Source organism: Streptomyces sp. NPDC051286, assembly GCF_044455345.1.
GTDB lineage: Bacteria > Actinomycetota > Actinomycetes > Streptomycetales > Streptomycetaceae > Streptomyces.
In genome coordinates, this window is sequence record NZ_JBITER010000018.1 from 1 (window position 1) to 24182 (window position 24182).

The 24182-nt window shown below is 71.3% G+C and carries 17 protein-coding genes; 1 reads left to right on the top strand and 16 read right to left on the bottom strand.

Annotated features, from left to right (window positions below):
- Window positions 1-289: 289 nt before the first annotated feature.
- From ACIBB8_RS19510 to ACIBB8_RS19565, 12 genes are all read right to left on the bottom strand, one after another.
- A complete protein-coding gene (locus tag ACIBB8_RS19510; RefSeq protein WP_398953912.1) occupies window positions 290-1630 on the bottom strand; it encodes a PP2C family serine/threonine-protein phosphatase in 1341 nt (446 codons plus the stop codon).
- A complete protein-coding gene (locus ACIBB8_RS19515; protein ID WP_398953677.1) occupies window positions 1627-4389 on the bottom strand; it encodes a tetratricopeptide repeat protein in 2763 nt (920 codons plus the stop codon). Before ACIBB8_RS19515 ends, ACIBB8_RS19510 begins: the two co-directional genes overlap by 4 nt.
- A gap of 67 nt (window positions 4390-4456) precedes the next feature.
- Window positions 4457-5782: a hypothetical protein gene (locus ACIBB8_RS19520; protein WP_398953679.1), complete on the bottom strand. Its 1326-nt coding sequence runs from the start codon at window positions 5780-5782 to the stop codon at window positions 4457-4459.
- Window positions 5783-5831: 49 nt separating this feature from the next.
- On the bottom strand, window positions 5832-6863 hold the full coding sequence (locus ACIBB8_RS19525) for a glutamate ABC transporter substrate-binding protein (RefSeq protein WP_398953681.1): 1032 nt from the start codon (window positions 6861-6863) through the stop codon (window positions 5832-5834).
- Between the two features lie 11 nt (window positions 6864-6874).
- Entirely contained in the window at window positions 6875-8263 is a 1389-nt protein-coding gene (locus tag ACIBB8_RS19530; RefSeq protein WP_398953683.1) for a hypothetical protein, read from the bottom strand.
- 493 nt (window positions 8264-8756) lie between these two features.
- Window positions 8757-9740 carry an N-acetylglucosamine kinase gene (locus ACIBB8_RS19535; RefSeq protein ID WP_398953685.1) on the bottom strand — a complete coding sequence of 328 codons (984 nt, stop codon included), beginning with the start codon at window positions 9738-9740 and terminating at the stop codon, window positions 8757-8759.
- Window positions 9731-10996 carry a 6-phospho-beta-glucosidase gene (locus tag ACIBB8_RS19540; RefSeq protein ID WP_398953687.1) on the bottom strand — a complete coding sequence of 422 codons (1266 nt, stop codon included), beginning with the start codon at window positions 10994-10996 and terminating at the stop codon, window positions 9731-9733. Before ACIBB8_RS19540 ends, ACIBB8_RS19535 begins: the two co-directional genes overlap by 10 nt.
- Before the next feature lie 3 nt (window positions 10997-10999).
- Window positions 11000-11902: a carbohydrate ABC transporter permease gene (locus ACIBB8_RS19545; RefSeq protein ID WP_398953689.1), complete on the bottom strand. Its 903-nt coding sequence runs from the start codon at window positions 11900-11902 to the stop codon at window positions 11000-11002.
- 1 nt (window position 11903) lies between these two features.
- A complete protein-coding gene (locus ACIBB8_RS19550; RefSeq protein ID WP_398953691.1) occupies window positions 11904-12845 on the bottom strand; it encodes a carbohydrate ABC transporter permease in 942 nt (313 codons plus the stop codon).
- Window positions 12846-12852: 7 nt separating this feature from the next.
- Entirely contained in the window at window positions 12853-14190 is a 1338-nt protein-coding gene (locus ACIBB8_RS19555; RefSeq protein ID WP_398953693.1) for an ABC transporter substrate-binding protein, read from the bottom strand.
- A 59-nt stretch (window positions 14191-14249) separates the two neighbouring features.
- On the bottom strand, window positions 14250-15473 hold the full coding sequence (locus tag ACIBB8_RS19560; protein WP_398953695.1) for an ROK family protein: 1224 nt from the start codon (window positions 15471-15473) through the stop codon (window positions 14250-14252).
- 417 nt (window positions 15474-15890) lie between these two features.
- Complete coding sequence (locus ACIBB8_RS19565) at window positions 15891-16955, bottom strand: mechanosensitive ion channel family protein (protein ID WP_398953697.1); 1065 nt, start codon at window positions 16953-16955, stop codon at window positions 15891-15893.
- A gap of 362 nt (window positions 16956-17317) precedes the next feature.
- On the opposite strand from ACIBB8_RS19565, the gene ACIBB8_RS19570 reads away from it, so the two are divergent.
- Window positions 17318-17854: an HNH endonuclease gene (locus ACIBB8_RS19570; RefSeq protein WP_366132506.1), complete on the top strand. Its 537-nt coding sequence runs from the start codon at window positions 17318-17320 to the stop codon at window positions 17852-17854.
- Between the two features lie 55 nt (window positions 17855-17909).
- On the opposite strand, the gene ACIBB8_RS19575 is transcribed toward ACIBB8_RS19570, so the two are convergent.
- From ACIBB8_RS19575 to ACIBB8_RS19590, 4 genes are all read right to left on the bottom strand, one after another.
- Complete coding sequence (locus ACIBB8_RS19575; protein WP_398953700.1) at window positions 17910-19253, bottom strand: FtsX-like permease family protein; 1344 nt, start codon at window positions 19251-19253, stop codon at window positions 17910-17912.
- Complete coding sequence (locus ACIBB8_RS19580; RefSeq protein ID WP_398953702.1) at window positions 19243-19995, bottom strand: ABC transporter ATP-binding protein; 753 nt, start codon at window positions 19993-19995, stop codon at window positions 19243-19245. The genes ACIBB8_RS19575 and ACIBB8_RS19580 overlap by 11 nt, the downstream gene beginning before the upstream one ends.
- A complete protein-coding gene (locus ACIBB8_RS19585) occupies window positions 19992-20552 on the bottom strand; it encodes a PadR family transcriptional regulator (protein WP_398953704.1) in 561 nt (186 codons plus the stop codon). Before ACIBB8_RS19585 ends, ACIBB8_RS19580 begins: the two co-directional genes overlap by 4 nt.
- 152 nt (window positions 20553-20704) lie before the next feature.
- Window positions 20705-23698, bottom strand: coding sequence for a beta-N-acetylglucosaminidase domain-containing protein (locus ACIBB8_RS19590; RefSeq protein WP_398953706.1), 2994 nt, complete (start codon window positions 23696-23698; stop codon window positions 20705-20707).
- Window positions 23699-24182 lie beyond the last annotated feature (484 nt).

Sequence of the window (24182 nt, forward strand, 5' to 3'; positions counted from 1 at the left end):
CGCCACATGACCTGCGACACCGCACGCCGATCGCACGCACCGACCGCCGCTGCGCCCGCGCTTCGCGCGAACGACGGGGAACTCAGAACAGGCCCCAGACCGACCGGCACACGGGAGGCGGCGTCGCGGGGCTGGGCATGCACATCTGCGGCGTTGTCGTCAGTCAACAACTCCCCCATAGCTCTGAAGGCATGGGGGGACCCCCTTCGCGTTGCCTCCATCCTCCGCCTTGCATCTGCACGCACCCAGCCCCGCTCCTTGTCCCACCCCCCCCATGTGCGGGTCGGTCTTACGCTGATCCTGCCCCTGGTGACGGCACGGCGAACGGCAGCAGAGCCACTGTTACGTTGTCGTGCCCCCCGCCGTCCAGCGCGTGACCCACCAGGACCTGGGCGCCGTGCAGCGGTCGTTCGTGTGCATCGGCGGGTACCGCGGCGGCCATCTCGTCCGCCGATTCCGCGTAGTTCCACAGCCCGTCCGTGCACACCACGACCAGACCCGGCCGGTCCGGTTTGAACGACGCGGTGTGCGGCTCCAGTTCGTACGCATCGGCGCCGAGCCAGCCCGTGATGGCATGGGCGCGCTCGTCCGCGTACGCCTCCGCCTCGTTCATCAGGCCCGCCGCCACCATCTGCGCGGCCCAGGAGTCGTCCTCGGTGAGGCGTGCGGGCGGGCGAGTGCGGTCGTCCGGCACCCAGTAGGCGCGGCTGTCGCCGACCCAGCCGACGACCAGGAGTCCACCGGCGCTGATCGCGCCGACGAGGGTGCACGCCGGGGCGTTCGTGTGGTGGTGCGGATCGTGCTCCCTGGCCCGGCCGTCGTCGTGGGCCAGTGAGTTGACCGCCTCGGCCGCCACGACGATCGCGTCGTGCATCGCCTGTTGCGGGTGGGCACCGCGCGGCAGCGATTCCAGCAGCGCCTCGTTGGCCGCGGTCGCGGCGGCGGCCGAGGCCTCGTCGGGGCGGCTTGCCGAGGAGACGCCGTCGCAGACGATCGCGACGACGGCCGGGGAGCCGTCCGACAGGGCGGTCGTCGACACCGCGAACGAGTCCTCGTTGCGGTGATGGCGCAGACCGCGGTCGCTGACGGCTGCCACCGAACCGAGCTCCTGCTCCATGTGGTCGCGCTCGCGGGGCTGGGCATGGCCGCAGTGCTCGCAGTAGCCGTCGGTGTCGACATGACCGGCGCGGCAGGCCACGCACAGCTTGGTGCCCGCCGTGCGTTCCTGCTCCGGGGCTGCGCCGGTGGTACGGGGATCGGGAGCGACGGGTGCTGCGGGCGCGGCCAGTTCGAAGTCGTCCGACCCGCCCCGCCGGTCGAAACGGGCTCCGGCGGGCGGACCCGCCGGGGCGGCCGGCTCGGAACGGTCGGCGGCGGGCGCGGCCGACCACTCCACCGAACCGGAGACCGCCGCGGTGTGCCCGCCCGGACCGGCCATCGGCGCACCTGTCTCTTGCGCACCGGTCACCGGCACGGTGATCGCGATGGTCGGGCGGTCCTCCGGCGGTGCGGGGACGACCGACAGGTCGTACCCGCACGCGCCGCAGAACAGGTCACCCGATTCCAGCGGCTCCTCGCAGTTGGGACACCTCGACAAGGCGGTCTCCTGGTGCATCCGCGACATCTTCACACCCACGTCCGAGGGCGGAAACGGTTGGCCCGCTCCACCAGTTCGATCCTCTCGTCGCCGCGCTGTGCAAGCCGGGCGAGCATCCGGTACGAACGCTCCAGGCCGAAACGCAGGCCGCGTTCGTCCAACTCACTGCCGAGCAGCATTCTCGGTCCGGCAGGCCCCTGCGACTGCGACGGCGACTGCGGAGCCGGCGGCTGGGCCGTGGGACTCCCGGAGAGTACCCAGTCCAGCGCCGTCCCCAGCACCTCCGTCGACAACTGCTCGCGACGCACCGCGTCCAGCCCGAAACTCTGCAGCCCGGCCACCTGGTCGGCGGCCGCCGTCAGATCGGCGATCAGCGGCTCGTGCGGGGCGCGCTCGCGCAGCCGGGCCCGCACGGCGGCGACCCGGGCCGCCGTGTAGTGGATCGACGCCTCGGGCACGGACTCCAGCGTCCGCACGGCCCCGGCCCGGTCCCCGGCGGCGATCTGCACCCGGGCCAGACCGAACGCGGCGCTGACGAAGCTCGGATCGGTCACCCACACCAGGTGGTAGTACTCGGCGGCGTTGTCCAGCTGGCCGAGGACCTCCGCGCAGATGCCCAGCGCCAGCTTGGGCGCGGGTTCACCGGGGAACGCGTCGTAGACCGCGTCGAACGACAGCGCCGCAGTCGCGTTGTCCCCGGTCACCAGCGAGGTGATCCCGCGGTACCAGACGACCCGCCAGTCGTCCGCGTCCAGCGCCTCCAGACCCGTCAGCGTCTGGACGGCGGCCCCGGGTTCGTTCAGCTCCAGGCGGGCGCGCAGCTCGCGCAGCCGGGTCTCCAGCGAGGCGGCGGGAACCGCCTGCAGTGCGGCGATCAGTTCGGAGGGTGCAGACGTCATCACACCGGCGAGAAATCCCGCGTTCGGGTCGGCCGCGTCGACCCGGGGGACCGGCAGGGCGAGCGAGGTGGCCCGTGCGTCGAGCCCGGCCAGCCGCGGGCCGGCCGAGGCGTACGCGCCCGGGGCGGCGGGCGCCGGCCGCGGCGCCGGAACGGCCGCCCGGGGCGGCGCGTACGGGAGAGCGGCCGCGGTGCCGTTACCGCCCCGGACGTGCGTGGGAGGCGCCGACAGCGGGGCAGCCCCCGGACCCCGCTGCCCCGGCACCGCGTGCGCCACCGCCCCTGGTGCAGCCGGAGACCCGGCGACCGCAGCCGCTGCGACCGGAACCCCGGATCCACCCGTCCACTTCCCCTTCCGCCGCCCGGCCGGCTCCGCCCGTACCCCGAGCCGCGACACATCGCCCGTCAGCTCGGCGAACAACTGCGTGTCCGTGACCCGCAGTTCCGTACCGAACAGCGTCGACAGGGCCGGCCTCGGACGCCCCGTCTGCAACGCCACGACCTCCCGCAACACCCCCGTCAGCTGCTCCGCCATCTCCGAGGCCGAGGCGAACCGCCGCGCCGGATCCGGGTCCGTGGCCCGGACCAGGAGCCGGTAGAACGACTCGTACGTCCGGAACACCTCGATGTTGTCCGGGTCCGGCAGCGAGTCCACGAAGACGTTCGTGTACCCCTGGAAGTCGAAGGTGAGCACCGCGAGCGTCCGTGCCACCGTGTACAGATCGGAGGCGACCGACGGTCCGATCTCCGCGACCTCCGGCGCCTGATACCCCACCGTGCCGTAGATGGCCGACTCCTCGTCGTCCATCCGGCGCACCGCGCCCATGTCGATCAGCTTCAGCTGGTCCTCGGTCTGGATCGCGTTGTCGACCTTGAAGTCGCAGTACAGCAGATTGCGGCTGTGCAGATGACCGAGCGCCTCCAGCGCCTCGATGCCGTACGCGCACGCCTGCTCGACGGGCAGCGGATCCCGCTTCCCGGCCGCGGTGCGGCGCTCGTTCGCGATCTCCTTGAGCGCCTTGCCGCCCACGTACTCCATGACGATGTAGCCGTCGAGCGAACCGGTCCGCTGGTCGAGGTGCTCGACGAAGTTGTAGATCCGGACGATGTTGGAGTGCTCGATCTCGGCGAGGAAGCGGCGCTCCGAGATCGCGGCCGCCATGGCGTCCTGGTCGCCGGTGTCCAGCAGCCCCTTGAGGACCACCCAGCGGTCCGAGACCGCACGGTCCACCGCGAGATAGACCCAGCCGAGCCCGCCGTGCGCCAGACAGCCCGCCACCTCGTACTGGCCGTGCACGATGTCGCCACCCCGCAGCTTCGGCACGAAGGAGTACGGGTGGCCGCACTTGGTGCAGAACCCCTCGGTCCGTCCCGGCCGTTCGCCGCGCGACCGTCCCACCGGGGCCCCGCAGTCGGAGCGCGAACAGAACCGCTTCCGCTCCGGCACCTCCGGGTTCTCCATCACCGCGGAACGCGGGTCGGGCCGCGGCACCTCCGGCACCTGCACCAGGCCGGCGCCCAGCCGGTTGCGCCCGGAAGCGCCCGACGACGAGCCGGAGGAACGCACCGACACCGAGCGGGCCGTGGAGGTCCCCGACAGGGACCGGGAGAGCCGCCCCGAGACCGAACGCCGCGAGGTCGACGAGCGGGACGAGGAGCGCGACGACGCCCGTGAACTGCTTCGCGCCGAACTGCTGTTGCCCGCCTTACCGACCGCGATACCAGTGGGCGGCGAGCTCACCATCCCATCGCCATGTTCCCGGCTGCGGTCGGACAGGGGAGACCCCACTGGCGAGACGACCGGGGCCAGACCGCAGATGTCGCAGTACAGCTCACCGCCGCCCATGTCCTCGTAGTCGCCTTCGCACGCGGGACGCTGGCACTGCGTACTCATGATCGGTCCCCCTGTTCGCCCCGCCGCCGCAGCGGCCCGTTCACCTTGCGCGCATGCCTGCGCGCACTCATCGCCGGTCCTCCGGTGCGGACGACCGGCGGACGTCCAGCAGTTCCGCCACCGCCTCCTGATAGCGCAGCACCGCCTGCCCCGCGACCCGCAGATCGCACGGGGCAGTCCACAGCATCCGGCGCGCCGCGTCGTACCGCTCGATCAGCACCGGGTCCTCCGCCAGCCCGTGCCGGGCGACCTTCGCCTTGTACGCGTCCAGTCGGCCACGCAGCTCCGCCCGGACCGCCAGCGGCGCGGTGACCGCCGACAGCGACTCGCGGGCCCGCAGCAGTTCGTCCTCCGCCTCCTGTTCCAGCGTCTCCAGCAGCGGGGAGAGCCGGTGCCACTGGGCGTGCCTGCGGTACTCCGACGCGGCGGCCAGCCGCTCCTGCAGCGCGGTCGGCGGACCGCTCACCGCGGGCACCTCGGACGCGGCGATCTTCGCCAGCACCTCGCCGCGCGCCGACCGGGCCTCGGCCAGCGTGCGGTCCGCCCGGGAGAGCACGTCGCGCAGGTGGACCAGGCGCTGCTCGGCGTCCTGGCGGACCGCGATCACCGCCTCGATCTCCCGCCGCACGTCGTCCAGCGCGCGGGCCGCCCGGTCGTAGCGCGTCGTGTCCGGACGTCCGCCGCCGGGCGCCGCGCTGCCGGGACCCGGCAGCCAGAACGCCAGCGGGTCGGAGATCACCTGGACCCGCAGTGTGGCCAGCTCCTGGGTGATCGACTCCAGGTCGTCGCCCGCCGGGTGTTCCCCGGGACGGACGCCGACGGAGTGTGCCAGCGAACGCGTCCGGTGCAGCTCGGCGGCGAGCAGATCTATCCGGGCGGGCAGCGCGGACCATACGGAGTCGGAGGCGACGACCATGTCCAGCGAGCGCGCGTACAGCTCGTTCATCCGGGCGACCAGCTCCTCCAGCGTGAACCGCTCGGAGAGTCTGGCCGGACCGGTGATCGACGGATCGGGCCGGGTGGCGGTGGACGCCACCGTGACGCCCTGGCCGCGCAGAAGTTCGGTCAGCGCCAGCAGGTCGTCACGGTTGGGGAAACGACGTCTGGCCCGTATCTCACGTGCCGCGTCGATCGCCCCGGCGTAGGCGTCGAAATACCCCCACAGCAGCGTGATCGACTGCTCGGTGGCGGCCCAGCGCTCCTTGGTGACACCGGTCAGATCGGCGCCCTCCAGGAGCCGGCGGCCCGCATGGTCCTGCAGGGCGAGGAGCGAGGTCTCGATCGCCTCGTGCTCCGTGCCGAGCCGGGCCAGCGCACGGTCCGCCTCGTCCCGGTCCATGACCGGGCCGGGGGGCCTCCCCGCGTAGCCGGGGAAGGGGCCCGCGACGCCCATCGATCACCTCTTCGCTCTCCCCGCCGGGCGGACCCGGCGGGATCAAGGACTAATTGCTCCGGTACTTGGGCGCAGGCGGCGCCGTTATGCCGGGCAGTCCGGTCGCCAGCCACTTCCGGTACGACACCATCCAGGGGCTGTCCGCACCACCCCTGCGGTAGTCGACCAGCACCTGGTTGACCCGGGCCACCAGGTCGTTCGCACCGTGCTTCGTGGCCACGCCGTAGTACTCGGTGGTGAACGGCTTGTCGCCCTTGAGGGCGACGGCCGGATCCTGGGCGGCCTGGCCCGCCGCCAGCGCGTTGTCCGTGACCACCGCGTCGACCTCGCCCAGCTGCAGCCGGACCAGGCAGTCCAGCTGGTTGGGGACGGTGAGCCGGTCCTCGTCCGCCTCTGTGCCGTCGTGCTCGTCCTTGAAGACCGCGCCGAAGGACTGTTTCTCCAGCGCCTCGTACGCCGTGGAGCCCTCCGCGGTGCAGACCCGCTTGCCGGCGAGGGACTTGTCGTATCCCGTGATCGGCGAGTCCTTCGGTGCGAGGACCTGCTGCCCGGCCTGGAAGTAGGCGGTGGAGAAGGAAACCTGGTCGAGCCGGCTGCAGTTGATCGTCATCGTTCGCACGACGACGTCGACCTTGTCGTTCTCCAGGGCGGCGATGCGCTGGTTGGTGGGGATCGCCCGGAAGATCACCTTGTCGGGGTCGCCCAGGATGTCCTGTGCGACGGCCCGCACCAGATCGATGTCGAAGCCCTCGAGCCTGCCCGTCTCCCGATTGCGGTAGCCCCAGCGGAAGCTGTTCTGGTCCACCCCCGCGATCAGCTTCCCGCGCGCCTTGATCTTCGCGATGCTCGGTCCGTCGGCACTCGACGGCTGCAGGCTCGCCTCCGGGTCCTCGCAGTCGTCGGCCCGGACGGGCACCGCCGTCGCCGTACCCGTCCCGGAGATGCCGGCGCCCAAGGAGCCGGCGCCGCCGTGTGAGAGCGGCAGCAGGGTGAGCAAGGCCGTCACCGCGCAGGCCACGGCCATTCCCGTCACGCCGCCCCAGCCGCGCAGTCCGGCGCGGGCGGAACCAGTCCTGGTCATCGCTCCCCCTCTCACCGGTACTCCGACAGCCTGCGGTTGACCCCGATGATCGCGGCGACCGCGGCCAGCGCGGCGAGAGCCGCCGCCCCGACCGGCAGCCCGCCGAGCGCCCCGCGCCCGTTCTTCGCGGCCCGGGTGAACTCGCCCTGCTCATGGGCGAGTGCCTGCTCAAGGGCGTCGTCCACCTGGTTGAAGGACTCCCCGGTGGAGTCCTTCGCCCCGATGATCTGCTTCAGCGCGCCCTCGTAGTCGCCGCTGTCGTCGGTCTTGCGGGCGGTCCGGTGGCGGATCTGCCACTCGGAGACACCGCTGATGGCGTGCGCCACCGGCCCGCTCCCCTGGGAGTCGTCGGCGAGCTTCCTGGCCGTCCCCAGCTCATCGCCGAGGGCCTTCATGCCCGTGGTGTAGTCGGTCTCGTACTTGTCGTTCTTGCCGTCGGCGGTGAGCACCGCGCCGCGGGCGACCACGGTCAGGAGCTCATTGGCGCGCGCCTTCAGCGAGTTGATCCGTGCCTGGTTGAGCACATCGAGCGACTGCTGCCCGTGCACATCGGCGTCCCGCAGTTCGGCGCGTGCGACCGTGTGTCCCACGGCCAGCCACAGCACGAGCACCGTGGTCGCGGCGGTCGCGGCGAGCAGCCCGTGATTGAAGACCCGGTTCGTCCTGCGGTAGTTGCGCCGTTGCGCCCAGAACAGCCCGCCCAGCGCGACGGCACCGAGACCCAGCGCGAAGAACGGCCAGGCTCGGGCGGAGTCGTAGTCCTGGTCGAGCCGTCCGGTCTCCGCCGTGTAGAGCCGCTCGGCGGCGGGGAGGAGCTCCTTGGACATCTTCTGGTTCGCGTACCGGAGGTAGGCGCCGCCGAGCGGCAGCCCCTGCCGGTTGTTGGCGCGGGCCCGCTCGATCAGGCCGGTGTACCGGGGGAGCTCCTGGTTGAGCGTGGCGATCTCCTGGCCGGACGGCGACGCGGCGTCCGTGGTGGACGCCGCCTTCACCAGCAGCCGGGACGCGTCCTTGATGTCCTTGTCGTACCGCTCGCGGACATCGCGCGGTTCCTGCGCCCCCGCCAGGAATCCGCTGGCCGCCGCGGTGTCCGCATCGGCCAGGGAGCGGTAGATGTTCGCCGCCTCGGCGCTCAGCGGCTGACTGCGGCTCACCACGTCGTCTGCGGCGGCCGCCCGGTCGGAGACCTCGATCGCCGTCACGGCCCCGAAGGCGACGACGAGCGCCGCCAGTACGGCTCCGATGATCTGGAGCCTGCCCGGTTCGGTCGTCGCCGCGGCGCGCAGCCGCGCCGCCGGCTCGGACCAGGCGCCGCGCCGGGGCGCGGGCAGGGAAGCGGGCGCGGGCGGCTGGGCCGGCACGTGGTCCGGCGCCGTGCGCACATTCGGCGGGTATGTCACGTGACCTCCCCCTCGGTCGCTGACGGTGGCCATTCCCCCGGCCGATCAGAGGACTGGGACCCGGCCAGAAGTATGGCCGCAGGGACCGACATCCACACCAGGAACGCCTGGATCGTGCGTCGATCCACGGATGTACCACGCATTCGATCAAGGCAGGCGCCGCCGATCAAGACGAATCGGCGGAGCCATCCCCGAAGCGGACCGATCTCCCCACTCATGAACACGTTCGGGACAACTGATCGGTTCCCTTACGCAAGGGGCGTCCTGCGGCGTGATCGCCACAGGACGCCCCCCTTAGGGCGTGTTCTGAGTTCCCCGCCTGCGCCCCGACGCCCGGCACGCACGCTCGCCGCACGGCGCCGCAGGACAGGTGGCTCCGCCACATGACCTGCGACACCGCACGCCGATCGCACGCACCGACCGCCGCTGCGCCCGCGCTTCGCGCGGACGACGGGGAACTCAGAACAGGCCCTAGTGCCCGTCTGCCGAGGTGTCAGCCGTACTGCGCACGCAGCCTGCTGTGCACCTCCGGCGCAGCCCCCGTGTGGTCAAGACCCAGCAGCCCGGCACCCAGCACCGGCGGCTCCTGCACCACGCGGACCACCGCCTTCGGGGCCCGTGCCGCGAGGAGTTCGGCGATCCGGTCGTCCAGCTGCGGGTGGCGTGCCGCCAGCACGCTGCCGCCCAGGACCACCGGTGCCTCCTCGTCCAGCAGCCCGAGGCGGGTCAGCGCGACCGACGCCATCGCGACGACCTCGTCCGCCAGCCGGTGCACGAGACCGCGCGCCACCGGGTCCCCGGCCGCGCCGGTCGCGAACAGCACCGGCGTCAGCTCGTGCCGCCGCTCGAACTCGATGTGCCCCAGATGCAGTGCCTCGATCAGCGCGTACATTGAGTCGAGCCCGAAGTGCGCGGGCAGGGTGCGCGCCAGTTCGGTCGGTTCGCCGCGCCCGTCCTCGGCCCGAGAGGCGAACCACATGGCCTCCTCGGCGAGCCCCGAACCGCCGCCCCAGTCACCGGAGATCCGGCCGATGGCGGGGAAGCGCGCGGTCCGCCCGTCCGGCACCATGCCGACACAGTTGATCCCCGCACCGCAGACGACGGCCACGCCCCGGGGCTCCTCGACCCCGGCACGCAGTATCGCGAACGTGTCGTTGCGGACCTCCACCGTGCGACCCCAGTCCCGGGCCCGCAGCGCCGCGGCGAGCGCCTGCTCCTCGACCGGGAGATCGGCATTGGCCAGACACGCCGACACATGCCCGACGGATTCCACCGGCTCGCCATACGCCCGCGCTCTCGCCAGCGCCTCGCCGATCGACGAGGCCAGGACGTCCACGGCCACATCGATGCCGACGGTAGGCGGCTGGAAACCGCCTCCGCGCACCGAGCTCAGCAGCGTTCCGTCCGGTCCGATCAAGGCCACATCGGTCTTGCTGTTCCCCGCGTCGATGGCGAGGACCGCAGCGTTCACGCCCACGCGAGGTGCTCCCGGTTGTGCGCGATCAGCTTGTCGGTGAGCGCCTCGGCGTACTCGAACTGGCCGATCAGGGGGTGGGCGAGCAGCGCCTTGAACACCCGTTCCCGGCCACCGCGCAGCGCCGCTTCCAGGGCGAGGTCCTCGTACGCCGTCACGTTGGCGATCAGCCCCGCGTACAGCGGATCCAGCTCCGCAGCGGCGAGCGGCGTCGCCCCCGTGCCGTCGACCCGGGCCTGCACCTCGATGACCGCGTCGTCCGGCAGGAACGGCAGCGTCCCCTTGTTGTACGTATTGACGACCTGCACCGCCGCGCCGCCCGAGCCCAGCAGGGAGGACGCCAGGTCCACGGCCGCCTCCGAGTAGAACGCGCCACCGCGCTTGGCGAGCAGCGCGGGCTTCTCGTCCAGCGCCGGGTCGCCGTACATGGCGAGGAGTTCCTTCTCCATCGCGGCGACCTCCGCCGCCCGGGACGGCTTGGTGCCGAGCTCCCGCACGACCTCGTCGTGGGCGTAGAAGTACCGCAGATAGTACGAGGGGACGACGCCGAGCCGGTCGATGATCGCCCGGGGCATGCGCAGATCGTCGGCGATCGCGGCGCCGTGCTCGGCGAGCAGTTTCGGCAGGACGTCCTCGCCGTCAGGGCCGCCGAGCCGCACTCCGAGCTCCCACGTCAGGTGGTTGAGCCCGACATGGTCGAGGTGCACCTCACCGGGGGTGACGTCGAGCAGCCTGGCGAATTTCCGCTGGAGGCCGATGGCCACGTTGCACAGACCGACGGCCTTGTGGCCGGCCTGGAGCAGCGCCCGGGTCACGATCCCGACCGGATTGGTGAAGTCGATGATCCACGCGTCGGGGTTGGTGCGACGGACCCGCTCGGCGATGTCGAGGACGACCGGGACGGTGCGCAGTGCCTTGGCGAGACCGCCGGCCCCGGTGGTCTCCTGGCCGATGCAGCCGCACTCCAGCGGCCATGTCTCGTCCTGGTTGCGGGCGGCCTGGCCGCCCACGCGCAGCTGCAGCAGGACCGCGTCGGCGTCGGCGACGCCCGCGTCGACGTCCGAGGTGGTGACGATCCGCCCCGGGTGGCCCTGCTTGGCGAAGATCCGTCGGGCGAGACCGCCGACGAGGTCGAGACGGTCGGCTGCCGGATCGACGAGCACCAGCTCCTCGACGGGCAGCGTGTCCCGCAGCCGGGCGAAGCCGTCGATCAGTTCAGGGGTGTAGGTGGACCCGCCACCAACTACTGCGAGCTTCATGAGTCAGCCCTTTACTCCGGTCAGTGTGACGCCTTCGACAAATGCCTTTTGAGCGAAGAAGAACACGAGGATCACGGGGGCCATGACCAGTACGGTCGCGGCCATGGTCAGGTTCCAGTCGGTGTGGTGTGCGCCCTTGAAGGATTCCAGGCCGTAACTGAGTGTCCAGGCGGCCGGGTTCTCGGAGGCGTAGATCTGCGGCCCGAAGTAGTCGTTCCAGGCGTAGAAGAACTGGAACAGCGCGACGGCCGCGATGCCTGGTCTGGCCATCGGCAGCACCACCTTGAGCAGGGTGCGCAGTTCGCCGCAGCCGTCGACCTTCGCCGCGTCGAGGTACTCGTTCGGGATGGTCAGCAGAAACTGCCGCAGCAGGAAGATGGAGAACGCGTCACCGAAGGCCATCGGGATGATCAGCGGCCAGAGCGTGCCGGACATGTCCAGTTGCTTCGCCCAGAACAGATACATCGGGATGACGACGACCTGCGGCGGCAGCATCATCATCGAGATGACGAGCATCAGGGACAGCCGGCGGCCGCGGAAGCGGAACTTGGCGAGCGCGTACGCCACGGGCAGCGACGACACGACGGTGAGGACGGTGCCGAGTCCCGCGTACAGCAGGGTGTTCTTCCACCAGGTCAGGAAGCCCGGGGTGTCGAACACCTTGCGGTAGTTGCTCCACTCGAAGGGGTGCGGCCACAGGTCCCGGGTCAGCGCCTGCTGGTCGCTCATCAGAGAGGTGAGGAACAGGAAGACGAACGGCAGCACGAAGAAGAGTGCGGCCGCGACGCCGAGCGCGTGCACGGCGATCCAGTTCAGCAGCGCCTTGCGGCGTGCGACGTGCTCGGCCGGGCTGACCGGTCCGGCCGGCGGGCCGGCGGCCTTGAGGGTGTCGAGAGCCTGCGCCACGTCATTCACCTGCCTGGATCAGCCCGCTGCGGCGCCGCATCAGCAGTGCGGTGAACGCCATGGCGAGTACGAAGAGAACGAGCGCGACCACACAGGCGGAGCCGTAGTCGAAACGCTGGAAGCCGAGGTTGTAGACGAGCTGCGGAAGCGAAAGTGTCGACTTGTCGGGATAGCCCGGTTCGAACTGCTGCCCGGAGCCGCCCATCACTCCTGAGGCGACCTTCCCGGCCACGAGCGGCTGGGTGTAGTACTGCATCGTCTGGATGATCCCGGTGACCACGGCGAACATCACGATCGGCGAGATGTTCGGCAGCGTGACGAAGCGGAACCGCTGGTACGCGGTCGCCCCGTCCAGCTCCGCCGCTTCGTACTGCTCCTTGGGTACGTCGAGCAGTGCGGCCATGAAGATCACCATCAGGTCGCCCACCCCCCAGACCGCGAGCGCGGTCAGGGCCGGCTTGGACCAGGTGGCGTCGGTGAACCAGCCCGGCGTGGGCAGCCCCAGATCGCCGAGGAGTGAATTGACCGGCCCCGTACCCGGGTTGAGCAGGAAGACGAAGCCCAGGGTCGCGGCGACGGGTGGCGCCAGGTACGGCAGGTAGAACAGGGTCCGGAAGACGCCCGTACCGGTCTTGATTTTGGTGATCAGCAGCCCGACGCCGAGACCGAAGACGACCCGGCAGCTGACCATGACCGCGACCAGCCACAGCGTGTTCCGGAGGGCGGGCCAGAACAACGGGTACTCGTTGAAGACGTACGACCAGTTCTTCAGGCCGTCGAACTTCGGGGGCGCGAAGCCGTCGTACTGGGTGAAGGAGAAATAGACCGTGGAGATCAGCGGGTAGGCGAAGAAGACGCAGAATCCGATCAGCCACGGCGACATGAAGGCCGCAGTTCGAAGCGCCGCGCGGCGGCGCTTCGAGCGCAGTGTGTACGTGCTCATCGCGGTTCTACTTCGCCTGTGCGATCGCCGCGTCGATTTCCTCGGCGGTCTTCTCCAGGCCCGCCTTGATGTCCGTCTGCTTGCCCTTCTCGATGTCGAATCCGAGGTTCTGCAGGGACACCAGGTACGCGCCGCCGTTCACCGAGGGCGGGGTGGTGGTGCTCTTCGGGTTCGCGGCGATGTCCAGGAAGGTCTTGAACCGCGGGTCGTACTTCAGCTTCGGCGACTTCAGCGCCGCCAGCGTGGACGGAACGTTGTGAATGGCGTTGGCGAAGTCGACCACAGCGTCGGTGTCGGTGGTCATGAACTTCACCAGCTCCCAGGCCGCGTTCTGCTTCTGCGAAGTGGCGGCGATACCGGCGATGGTGCCGGTCAGGTAGCCCTTGCCGTAGGTGTCGGCCTCGTCGTCGGCGACGGGCATCGGAGCCACGCCGATCTCGAACTTCGGCTTGGTGTCCTCGGCCATGCCGAGCCGCCACTCGCCGTCCAGCTGCATGGCCACCTGGCCGGTGTGGAACGGGTGCTTGGCGCCCCACTCGTCACCGAACATGGTGCGGAACTTCTCCAGCTTCGCGTAGCCGCCCAGGTCGTCGACCAGCTTCTTCTGTGTGGTCAGCATCGACGCGAACGCCGGGTCCTTGGCGATGTTCGATTTGCCGTCGCCGTCGAAGTAGGTCGGGTTCCAACCGCCGAGGTAGTGCTCGGTCGTCGTCTCGTAACCGTGGTAGTTCGGCATGAAGCCGAGCTGCTCGTACGAGTCGCCCTTGGCCTTCGTCAGCTTCTTCGCGTCCGCGGCAAGTTCCGGCCAGGTCTTCGGTGGGCTGGTGATGCCGGCGGCCTTGAACGCGTCCTTGTTGTAGTAGAGGCCGTACGCGTCGCCGAGCAGCGGAACGGTGCAGCGCACGCCGTTGAACTGCGTGTACTCGTTCATCGCCTTGGGGAACGTCTTGTCGGCGTCGATCCCGTCCTTCTTCAGGAAGGGGTTCAGATCGACGAAGGCCTTGGACGAGCAGAACTTGCCCACATTGTTCGTGGTGAACGAGGAGACCACGTCCGGGGCCTTCGAACCGCCCGCCCGCAGCGCCTGGTTGATCTTGTCGTCGGTCATGTTGCCGACGACCTTCACATGGATGTTGGGGTGCGCCTTCTCGAAGGCGTCGACGTTGGCCTGAATTCCCTTGACCTCGTTCGGGGCACTCCAGCCGTGCCAGAAGGTGATGGTCGTCTCCTTGGACGCGTCATCGTGCGCACCGGAGCCGCTCTGACCGGTACAGGCGGAGGCGAGAAGGGATATCGCGGCGGTTGCGGCGAGCGCGGCGGCCGTCTTCCGGCGGTTTCCGGACATGGCGGTGTCTCCCGATGAAGGGTTGGGGCAGGGAAGGGGACGGACGTGCGGCGGGCGGGTCAGCGCGACGTGTCGAAGACTTCGTCGCGGGTGGTGGCGAGGGCGCTCTCCAGTGCCCCGCGCAGTACGGGCCGATGTGTGACGCCACCGATGATCAGCCGGGGCCGGGAGGCCGCCAGTTCGGCGAGCTCCCGTTGCACCCGGGCGCGCAGCGGTTCCCCGCCGGAGGCGATCAACTCGCCGGAGAGAACCACGAGTTCGGGGTCGAGAACGGCGACCATGGAGGCCAGACCGGTCGCGAGGCCGGTGGCGAACAGCTCGAGGAGCCGGGCATATGGGCCGTCCTCGCCCTGCTCCGCGGCCGCGGCGGCCCGGGTGATCAGGCCGGCCGCGACCTCGTGATGGGTACCGGTGGCGCGGGCCGGCTCGTCGTCGATGCCGAGCTCCCGGGCCAGTCGGGGCAGCACCTGGGCGCCCGCCAGCTCCTGGAAGCCGCCCGAGTTCGCCTTGGTGACCTGACGGACCAGCGGGACACCGGGCACCGGCAGGAAACCGACCTCACCGGCGCCGCCGGTGAAGCCGCGGTGCAGCCGTCCGCCGATGACGAGGGCGGCGCCGAGCCCCTCCTCGTTCCACAGCAGGACGAAGTCGTCGTGGCCGCGGGCCGCGCCGAGCCGCTGCTCGGCCACCGCGACGAGGTTCACGTCGTTCTCGTACTCGACCGGCATCGGCAGGAAGGCGGCCAGCTCGTCGAGGAGGGTGGGGGAGTGCCAGCCGGGCAGGTGGGAGGCGTACCGCAGCCGCCCGGTACCGGGGTCGAAGGCGCCCGGCGTACCGATGACGACCCGGTGCACATCGGAGCGGGTCAGCCCGGCGTCCTTGACGGCCCCGTCCAGCGCGTCCGCCACCTGCCGCACCACACTGTCGGCGCGCCGCCCGGGGGTGCGCAGCTCGAACTCGCCGACCGTCTCGCCGGTCACATCGGCGACGGCGGCGACGATCCGGTGGGCGTTCACATCGAGACCGGCGACATGGGCGGCACGGGCGTTCACCGCGTACAGCTGGGCATTGGGGCCGGGCCGTCCCGCGACGGTCCCGGTGGCGACGACCAGCCCGGCCGCCTCCAGACGGGCCAGCAGCTGCGAGGCGGTGGGCTTGGAGAGGCCCGTCAGCTTCCCGATCCTGGTCCGGGAGAGGGGGCCGTGTTCCAGCAGCAGATCGAGGGCGGCCCGGTCGTTCATGGCCCGCAGGACGCGGGGGGTTCCCGGTGTGGTTCCGGCCATGCGTGCTGCACCTGCCCCTCTGTTAGGAAAGTTTCCTATTCGGTGAGAGGACGGTAGGGCGCACGTCACCGACGCGTCAATGGGCAGAGCGCCGGTGGCAACCAAAGCGTTATCCGGGGATTCCGGCCGAAGCGGGCCCGCTTCCGCGGGGTTGGGCGGAGCGGTACGGCCGGTGGCGCCGAGTCCGGTCGTGCCGTTCCTGGGGCGGGTGGGCGGGAGCGCTGCCCGGGCCCGGCCACCCGGCACCCCTCGGGCGGGCCAGGACAGAGCTGCTTCCGAGCCCCGGCCTCCGGTGCTGCCGCCCGGGGCCCGTCCCGGTGTCAACTGCTGCCCGCCACTGCTGCTCAACCCGTTTTCACGCCGAAGGGCGCCCCACAGGCCCTCAGAGCCTGTCGGGGCGCCCGTGGTTCCGCAGTGCTACTTGGCCAGGTTCGACGGCGGGATGGGTGTCGTGGCCAGCGACTGCGGGGACGTCGTCGACGCATACGCGGACGGGGCAGCCGTCCCGGCCGTCGGGTCGGCCGACGAGGGCTCGTCCGGCTGGGCCGGCACGCCGCCGACCATCCGGATGCCCGCCTCGTCGAAGGCCAGCTTGATCCGCCAGCGCAGCTCGCGCTCCACGCCCAGCGCCTTGCCCGGCATCGTCTTCGCGGTCACCCGGACCGTCATCGAGTCCAGGAGCACGGAGTCCAGCCCGAGGATCTCCACCGGACCCCACAGGCGCTCGTTCCACGGGTCCTCCTTGGCCATCAGCCCGGCGGCCTCGGTGATCACCGTACGTACCCGACCGAGGTCCTCCGTGGGGCGTACCTGCACATCCACCCCGGCGGTCGACCACCCCTGGCTGAGGTTGCCGATCCGCTTCACCTCGCCGTTGCGGACGTACCAGATCTCACCGTGGTCACCGCGCAGCTTGGTGACCCGCAGACCGACCTCGATGACCTCACCGGAGGCGACGCCCGCGTCGATGGTGTCCCCGACGCCGTACTGGTCCTCAAGGATCATGAAGACGCCGGAGAGGAAGTCGGTGACGAGGTTGCGCGCACCGAAACCGAATGCCACACCGGCGACACCGGCCGAGGCGAGCAGTGGCGCCAGATCGATCTGGAAGGCGCCCAGGATCATCAGGGCGGCCGTACCGAGGATCAGGAACGAAGCGACCGAACGGAGTACGGACCCGATCGCCTCGGAGCGCTGACGGCGGCGTTCCGCATTGACCAGCAGGCCGCCGAGAGCGGTGCCCTCGACGGCTTGGGCGCTGCGGTTCATCCGCTCGATGAGCTTGGTGAGAGCACGGCGGATCGCGATGCGCAACATGACCGCGATGACCACGATGAGGACGATGCGCAGACCGGTGTTCAGCCAGGTGGACCAGTTCTCCTCCACCCAGCCCGCGGCGTGGCCGGCCTGCTTGGCGGCTTCGTCCAGCGAGCCGCCGGGCTCGGGTGACGGTGCTGCGGCCAACAGGGCGGACAGGGACACGGCGGAACCTCCAGATGGACGTGGGCTGCCCAACCACACTAACGGGGCATCGGGAGTGCTCCGTTTCAGTGACGGAGGGGAGAGGCACGTCTCAGCCGGGGATAAGGAAGGGGCAGCCGGTTCGGGAACGGGGTGCGAGGCCGGGTGTGGCCGATCCCACATCGATCGCGGGACCGCTCCGGCAACGGCCTCTTGAGCCCCTGTTCCGGCGCTTGCGGGCCGTGCGGACGGCAGGGGCCCGGGAAAATCCTTCCGGCCCGTTACCCGCACGTGGTGGCGGATTGACCAGGCATGAGGAGAGACTGAGATCGGATCGTCCCGGCGCGAGCCACGCGCCGCCGGCGTACAAGGAGGCATCCACCGTGCCGCATGTCCTGGTTCTCAACGCGTCGTACGAGCCGCTCGGCGTCGTACCGCTCCGCCGCGCGCTCGTCCTCGTCCTGGAGAACAAGGCCATCTGCCTTGAAGAGTCAGGCGCCCTCATGCACAGCGCCACCCGCGCCATCCCAGCCCCCAGCGTCGTCCGCCTGAAGCGGTTCGTACGGGTTCCCTACCGGGGGCCCGTTCCACTGACCCGCCGGGCGCTCTTCGCCAGGGACGGCGGGCGCTGCATGTACTGCGGCGCCGCCGCGACCAGCGTCGACCATGTCATCCCCCGCAGCCGAGGCGGACAGCACGCCTGGGACAACGTGGTGGCGGCCTGCCGCCGCTGCAACCACTTCAAGGCCGACCGGCATCTGCCGGAGATCGGCTGGCGGCTGCACCAGCAGCCCGCCCCGCCGACGGGACTCGCCTGGCGGATCATCGGGACGGGGCACCGGGACCCGCGCTGGCTGCCGTACCTGCAACCCTTCGGCGCGGACGACGCCATGGCCCGGATCGACGGCATTTCAGCCTGACGATCCGGGCTTTCGCACGTCCGGGGGACGCGGTTTCGCGCAGCGCCGTCGCTCGCTACGCGAACCGCAGCTCCGCGGGGTGCGCCGCACGCCGCAGCAGCGGCAGCGATGTCGCCGCGGCCAGCAGGCAGGCGGCGTACACCGCCACGGGCACGAGCAGCGGAAGCGCCGACGGAACGTACCCGGGCGCCACGAGAGCGGCGTATCCGAGGTGCACCGCCATGCCCCCGATGCCCGCGAGCAGCATCGACGGCGCCAGCGGCAGCGCGGTCTCCAGCAGCAGGGCCCGGGCCAGCACCGCACGGGGTACGCCGGTCGCGACCTGCGCGGCGAGCCCCCGACGGCGGCTGGCGACGGACTCCGCGGTGCCCACCGCGACCGCGAAGAGGCCGATGGCCAGGGCCACCAGGACGGCGGCTCCGGCGAGATCGATCCCCGTGGTGTAGAAGGCGAGGCTCTCGCCCAAGGAGTCGGTTTGCCGGCGCAGCTCGTCCAGCAGCACGTCCCGCACTCCCACGAAGCCCACCCCGACCACGGTCACCAACAGGAGCGTGGCATGGGTGCGCGCAGCCGCCCAGGGGTCGTCCCCGAACCGGCCTGCGGCGATCAGTACCGCCGGGCTCTTGGCGCGGGCGGTCAGCCGCCGGCCCATGAATGCGGCCGTCGCCCCAGCCAGCCACATCGCGCCGGCCCCGGTGAGGATCACCACGGCGAACACCAGCAGCGGGACGGTCACGGCGCCGGGACGGCTGCCCCGCAGCCCGGCGAGGCAGGTCAGTACGGCGATCAGTGCCACGGCCACCAGCAGTGCCACCGGCCTTCCGCGGCCCCGGTCCGGCCGCACCCGGCGTACGTGGCCGAGCGGGGAGGCGATCACCCTGCGCAACGCGACCGTGCTCACCAGCGCGGCCAGCACGGGCACGGCGAGAACGACAGCCACGAAGGCCAACCACGCCCCGGGCGGCGGCATGTGGTCGTACCCGGAGAGGAACGCGGCGAAGACGACGGCGCCGCCGGCCGATCCCGCCAGACACGTGAACGCGGATTCCAGCGCGCAGATGCGCCGTACCTGCGCGGGGGACGCCCCGGCGAGCCGCAGTCCGGCCATCCGCCGGTCGCGGTGGACGGCGCCGATGCGGGCGCACTGGCCCAGGAAGCCGAGCACCGGGACGAGCAGGAGCAGCAGCGTGACCACCACCCCCGCGCGCTGGCCCGGCTGATTCAACAGGCCGTGCGCGAACGGGACCGATACCTGCCCGGAGACGGCGGCGACGGTGACCGCCGCGAGGGCGAACCCCGTGGCGAGCAGGGCGCCCAGCGCGGTCAGGGAGATCCGCCACCACTCGCGGCGGTCCGAGCCGCGCGTCAGGATCCATGCGATGCGGAGGTCAGCCTTCATGGCGGGCGGCCTCCCCGACGGCTTCCCGGGCCGGCAGCTGTGCGGCGTCGGCGTGCAGCGCCCCGTCCCGCAGCCACACTTCGCGGTCCGCGTACGCCGCGATCTGGGCGTCATGGGTGATCAGCAGCACCGCGATGCCGGCCTCGCGAGCGGCGTGCACCAGAGCGGTCATCACCTGTTCCCCGGCGAGCGAGTCGAGCGCCCCGGTCGGCTCGTCCGCGAAGACGACCTTCGGCCCGGTCACCAGCGCCCGTGCCAGTGCGACGCGCTGACCCTGACCGCCACTCAGCTCGCCGGGCCTCAGTTCGGCCTGACCGCGCACCCCGAAGCGCTCCAGCCACTCACCCGCCCGGGTCAGCGCAGCCGCGCGGGAGGTTCCGGCGAGCAGCAGCGGCAGTGCCACATTGTCGACGGCGGTGAGCTCGGGGATCAGCTGCCCGAACTGGAACACCACCCCGAAGTCGGTGCGCCGCAGCTCGCCGAGGCGCGCCTCGGACAGCAGGTCGAGCCGCTCCTGTCCGTACGACACCGAACCCTTGTCGGGTCGGACGATCCCCGCCAGGCAGTGCAGCAGTGTGGACTTCCCGCTGCCACTGGCACCGGTGACGGCGAGGATCTCCCCTGCGTGGAGATCGACCGACGCGCCGCGCAGCGCCTCCGCCTTCCCGTACGACTTCCGCAGCCCGGTGGCCGTGAGCAGGGGCGTCGTTCCGCCGGGTTGCTGCTCGGTTCGCGTACTCATGATGCGTCGACCTCCGCGGTCAGAGAAGTGAGCCGGCCTGCGGTGGTGGTCATCCACCGCACGTCGGCGTCCAGGTGGGCGATGGCGTAGTCGGCGGAGAGCACCGTGCCGAGGCCTGCGCCTGGTGTGGTTTTGAGCGTGGTCAGTTCGCGCAGCCGCGCCATGTGGGCGGTGCGCTGGGCCTGGAGATAGCCGGCCGCGTCGGCTGTGCGGTCGGTGTCGCCGGCTGCTGTGGCGACAAGGATCGCGACCACGACCTTGGCGAAGATCTCGTTCGCCACGAAGGGGGCCGGTGGGGCGATCTCGGCGGCCCACCTGGCCAGTTCGCGTGCTCCCTCGTCCGTGGAACGGTAGAGGGTGCGCTCGGGTCCTCCGTCGGAATCGGTGCCTTCCACGGCGGCCAGTCCGTCGCGCACCAGTCGTTGCAGGGTCGTGTAGACCTGGCCGTAGGCCAACGGGCGGGCCTGTGGGAATCGTTCGTCGTACCGCCGCTTGAGGTCGTAGCCGTGGCTGGACCCTCCGGCGAGCAGTCCCAGAAGGACATGGCGGATGCTCATGCGGCGACTCTATACGCAGTACATGTACTGAGTGAATAGTTGATGATGGTAAACCGGCGCCAGGTCAACTCTCCTTGAAGCAAAGGGTGATGTGTCAGCGGTCGAGGGCGGTGAGGGGTAGCCGCCCGGCTCGCGGGACGGCCGGTGCGCGGCTACTGCGCGACGGCGTACGCCTCCACCGACCAGAGCGAGTAGCCGAACTCGGTGCCGCGGGCGTCGCCCTGAATCCTCAAGAAGCGGGTGTCCTTCGCGTCCATGCGGACGGACTCGCGCCCGCCCTTGCCGTCCCGGACGGTCGCCGCCGTGCGCCAGTTGCGGCCGTCCGCGGAGACCTGGATGCGGTAGCGGGCGGCGTACGCGTCCTGCCACCGCAGCACCACCTGCCCGATCCTGGCGGGCTCCGCCAGTTCCGCCTGCCACCAGGCGCCGTCCTCAGCCGGGGAGGACCAGCGGGTGGCCGGATCGCCGTCCGACGCGGCGGCCGCCGGGAAGTCCGGGGTCTCGTCGCCGGAGGAGGAGGCGGTGGCCGTACGCGCCAGATCGGGCCCGGCGGTCCGCGGGTAGGCCCGCACGGTGAGGGTGCTCTCCTCACTGCCGAAACTGATCGGCACCTCGTACTCACCGGCAGGGGTGCCCGCCGGGACGGTGATCTCCACGGGGACGTCGGTACGCGACCCGCGCGGCACCGTCGTCTGCTTCGGGATGCTCACCTCGATGCCCCGGGGCGCCTTCACGGTGAGTGCGCCGCGCACCTCGGCGGGGCGGCGGGCGGCGAGCCGCGCCGCGACCCGCTGCGGCCGGCCACCGATCTCGGCGTCCGTCTCGCCGCGTGCGAGATCGAGCCCGGCCGCGGGCTCGTCACCGAACCACGGCACGAGGGCGCGTACCTTCGGGGCTTCGGGGATGGTTCCGGAGACCGCCGGTGGCAGCGTGTTCGCCCTCACGCCGGGGGCGGTCACGGCGGCACCCGTCGCCCAGCTGATCCGGATCGCGTCGGCCCGCAGGCCCTTGGTCGCCGTCTGGGTCCAGCCGGTCGTCGACAGCAGGCCGAGGCGGTGCCAGCCCTCGCCCGGCACATGGGCCTCAAGCCGCGCGTCCGCCGCGGCTCCGCTGCCGGGTACGGTCATCGCGGTCACCGTCTCCACCGGGCGGGCCCGGTTCAGCCGGACCGTATGGCTGCCCGGCGCCGTGGTCACCGTGCCGGCGGAACGGTCCGCGCCGGTCCAGCTGTCGGCCTCCTTGCGCACCCGGTCCAGGAAGGGGTCGAGCACCCCCTTGCCGACCGTCGCCCCGCTCGCCTTGATCGCTGTGCACAGCGGCTCCAGGTCCAGCGACGCCTTCCATGCGGCCGCACCGTCGCCGCGTGCCTGGGCCTGCAGCAGATCGACGGCGAGCTCGCCCGCCCGCCCGTACCGGGCCAACTGCTCGCTCCAGGGCCGCACTTCGTCGTCGAGACGCCCGTCCGCCGGTCCCTTCAGCCGCTGCGGGGCCTCCCGCATCACCGTGAAAGCGGCCCGCAGCTCGCGTGCCGCGTCGGCCCGCGCCGTGGCGTCCGCCGTCGTACGGGATTTCCAGAACGCGGCGAACAACGGCCGCAGATACGCCGACTCGTCGCCACCCAGCACGGACGTCGCGCTGTTCCCGGCCAGCGCCCGCAGCGCGTCCCGGGTGCGGGCGTCGCCGCCCGCCAGATCGTCGATGGCCGCCTGCCAGGACTCCTGCGCCCGGTAGCCCTTCGGGTTCCAGGCGAAGTCGGCGGCGGTGAACAGCGGGATGCGGGACGCGGACGGCTGCTCCATCGCGTTGGCGAGCAGCGCCGCCGAGCCGATCGCGACCGCCGGGTCCCGGCCGGTGTACGGGCCGAGGAAGATGCGGTCCTGTGCGTAGTCGTTGACCGGGTAGTTGTCCATCGTGACGAGCGGATGCCGGAACGTGGCGCGCGCACCGGCCAGTTCCCCGCCGGTGATGGTCCTCGGCACGACCCCGACGCCGGTCCAGGCAATCTGCACGCGGTCGTCCAGCTCCTTTGCGAGAGCCGCGCGGTAGTCGGTGACCCCGTCCTGGTAGAACTCCGTCGGCATCACCGACAGCGGCTCCGCATCCGGGTACCGGTCCGCGAGATGCTGCGCCACCTTGCTCGCGACCCGCGCCTGGGCCCTGGCCGCCGCCTCGGGTCCGCTGCCGAAGGTGTCCCGGTCGTCGTCGCAGTGCCATTCGCTGTAGCTGACGTCCTGGAACTGCAGCTGGAAGACGCGCACGCCGAGCGCCCACATGGCGTCGATCTTCCGCGTCAGCGCCTTCACATCGCTGTCCGAGGACATGCACATGGCCTGGCCGGGGGAGACCGCCCAGCCGAGCGTCACATGCTGGGCGCGGGCCCGTTCGGCCAGTGCCCGGAAGTCGGCGCGCCGTTCGGCGGGGTACGGATCGCGCCAGCGGGCCTGCCGGTACGGGTCGTCGCCCGCCGCGTAGAGGTACCGGTTCTGCTTCGTCCGCCCCATGAAGTCGATCTGCGCGAGCCGTTCCGCGCGCGTCCACGGATGCCCGTAGAAGCCCTCGGTCATGCCGCGTACGGCGGTGGCCGGCCAGTCCCGCACGGTGACCCCGGCGACACTTCCGTTCCGGATCAGCTGACGCAGCGTCTGCACGGCGTGGAAGAGGCCGTCGTCGCCGAGGCCGTCCAGGGCGACGGTGGGGCGGCCCGCGACCGTACCGACCGCGATCCGGTAGCCGCCGGACGGCAGATCGGCGCGTTCCGGGGCGCGCAGGGCCCGCAGGGCGTCCTGGGCGTCGTCGCCGCCGAGCCGGATGACCGGCCCGCGGCCCGGCAGCGCCTCGTGGACGGTCCGTACGCCCGCGTCGAGCAGCACCTGCCGGGCCGCGTCGAGGGCGTACGGACCGGTGCGCGCGCCGGCGAGGAGGGTCACCTCGGTGGTGAGCGGTACGGCGGCCCCGGACGCCTTGATGGTCTGCGGGCGCGGCCACACGGTGGGCAGCGCGCCGTCGTCCGTACGGTCGGATGTCGAAACAGCGGGTGAGCCGGGGGCCGAGGGTGCGGCGAAGGCGGCCGGGGTGCCTGTGGAGAGCAGTCCGCCGAGCACGGCGGCCGCGACGGCCGCCGCCTGCTTTCTGCGCCTGAGCTGCATGCCGTACTCCCTCGCTCCCATCGATGGGCTCCGAGCCCACCACCCGGGCGCGAGGGTGTCAATGTGTGTGACCGTTGTGCCTCATATGCCCGATGTGGTGGATGGGGTGAGGTGTGGTCAGTGATCGGTGGGCCACAGCAGAGATGGCGCCGGATGGCCGAAAATGGCGGACGGTTTAGGGGCAACCGGCCCCTGAGGAACGGAATGTGACCCAGGGCACGTTGGGGTCGTTGTTGTAGCGCCTATGTCTGCGGCCCCGTCCGCTGGGTAGGCCTGCTGTGTCCACTTGTCCACGGCCAGGAGGCCGCCATGCCCGCTGCCGCGCAGCTTCTGCTCTCCGCCCTGACCGAACAGGTGCCGGGTCCCGGCCCGCTCGCCGGCGAACCCGCGTACGCCGACGCCATACCCCTCACCAGCGAGCCGCCGCACGCCGCAGCCACCCCTTTGACGAGCGAGCCGCCGCTCGCCGGCGTCGCCCCACTGA

Excerpts from the sequence above, each read along its gene's own strand:
- ACIBB8_RS19550 (WP_398953691.1), bottom strand. The coding sequence starts at position 12,845 with ATGAGCACGTACACACTGCGCTCGAAGCGCCGCCGCGCGGCGCTTCGA.
- ACIBB8_RS19590 (WP_398953706.1), bottom strand. The coding sequence starts at position 23,698 with ATGCAGCTCAGGCGCAGAAAGCAGGCGGCGGCCGTCGCGGCCGCCGTG.
- ACIBB8_RS19515 (WP_398953677.1), bottom strand. The coding sequence starts at position 4,389 with ATGAGTACGCAGTGCCAGCGTCCCGCGTGCGAAGGCGACTACGAGGAC.
- ACIBB8_RS19575 (WP_398953700.1), bottom strand. The coding sequence starts at position 19,253 with ATGAAGGCTGACCTCCGCATCGCATGGATCCTGACGCGCGGCTCGGAC.
- ACIBB8_RS19520 (WP_398953679.1), bottom strand. The coding sequence starts at position 5,782 with ATGGGCGTCGCGGGCCCCTTCCCCGGCTACGCGGGGAGGCCCCCCGGC.
- ACIBB8_RS19555 (WP_398953693.1), bottom strand. The coding sequence starts at position 14,190 with ATGTCCGGAAACCGCCGGAAGACGGCCGCCGCGCTCGCCGCAACCGCC.
- ACIBB8_RS19580 (WP_398953702.1), bottom strand. The coding sequence starts at position 19,995 with ATGAGTACGCGAACCGAGCAGCAACCCGGCGGAACGACGCCCCTGCTC.
- ACIBB8_RS19585 (WP_398953704.1), bottom strand. The coding sequence starts at position 20,552 with ATGAGCATCCGCCATGTCCTTCTGGGACTGCTCGCCGGAGGGTCCAGC.
- ACIBB8_RS19560 (WP_398953695.1), bottom strand. The coding sequence starts at position 15,473 with ATGGCCGGAACCACACCGGGAACCCCCCGCGTCCTGCGGGCCATGAAC.
- ACIBB8_RS19540 (WP_398953687.1), bottom strand. The coding sequence starts at position 10,996 with ATGAAGCTCGCAGTAGTTGGTGGCGGGTCCACCTACACCCCTGAACTG.
- ACIBB8_RS19525 (WP_398953681.1), bottom strand. The coding sequence starts at position 6,863 with ATGACCAGGACTGGTTCCGCCCGCGCCGGACTGCGCGGCTGGGGCGGC.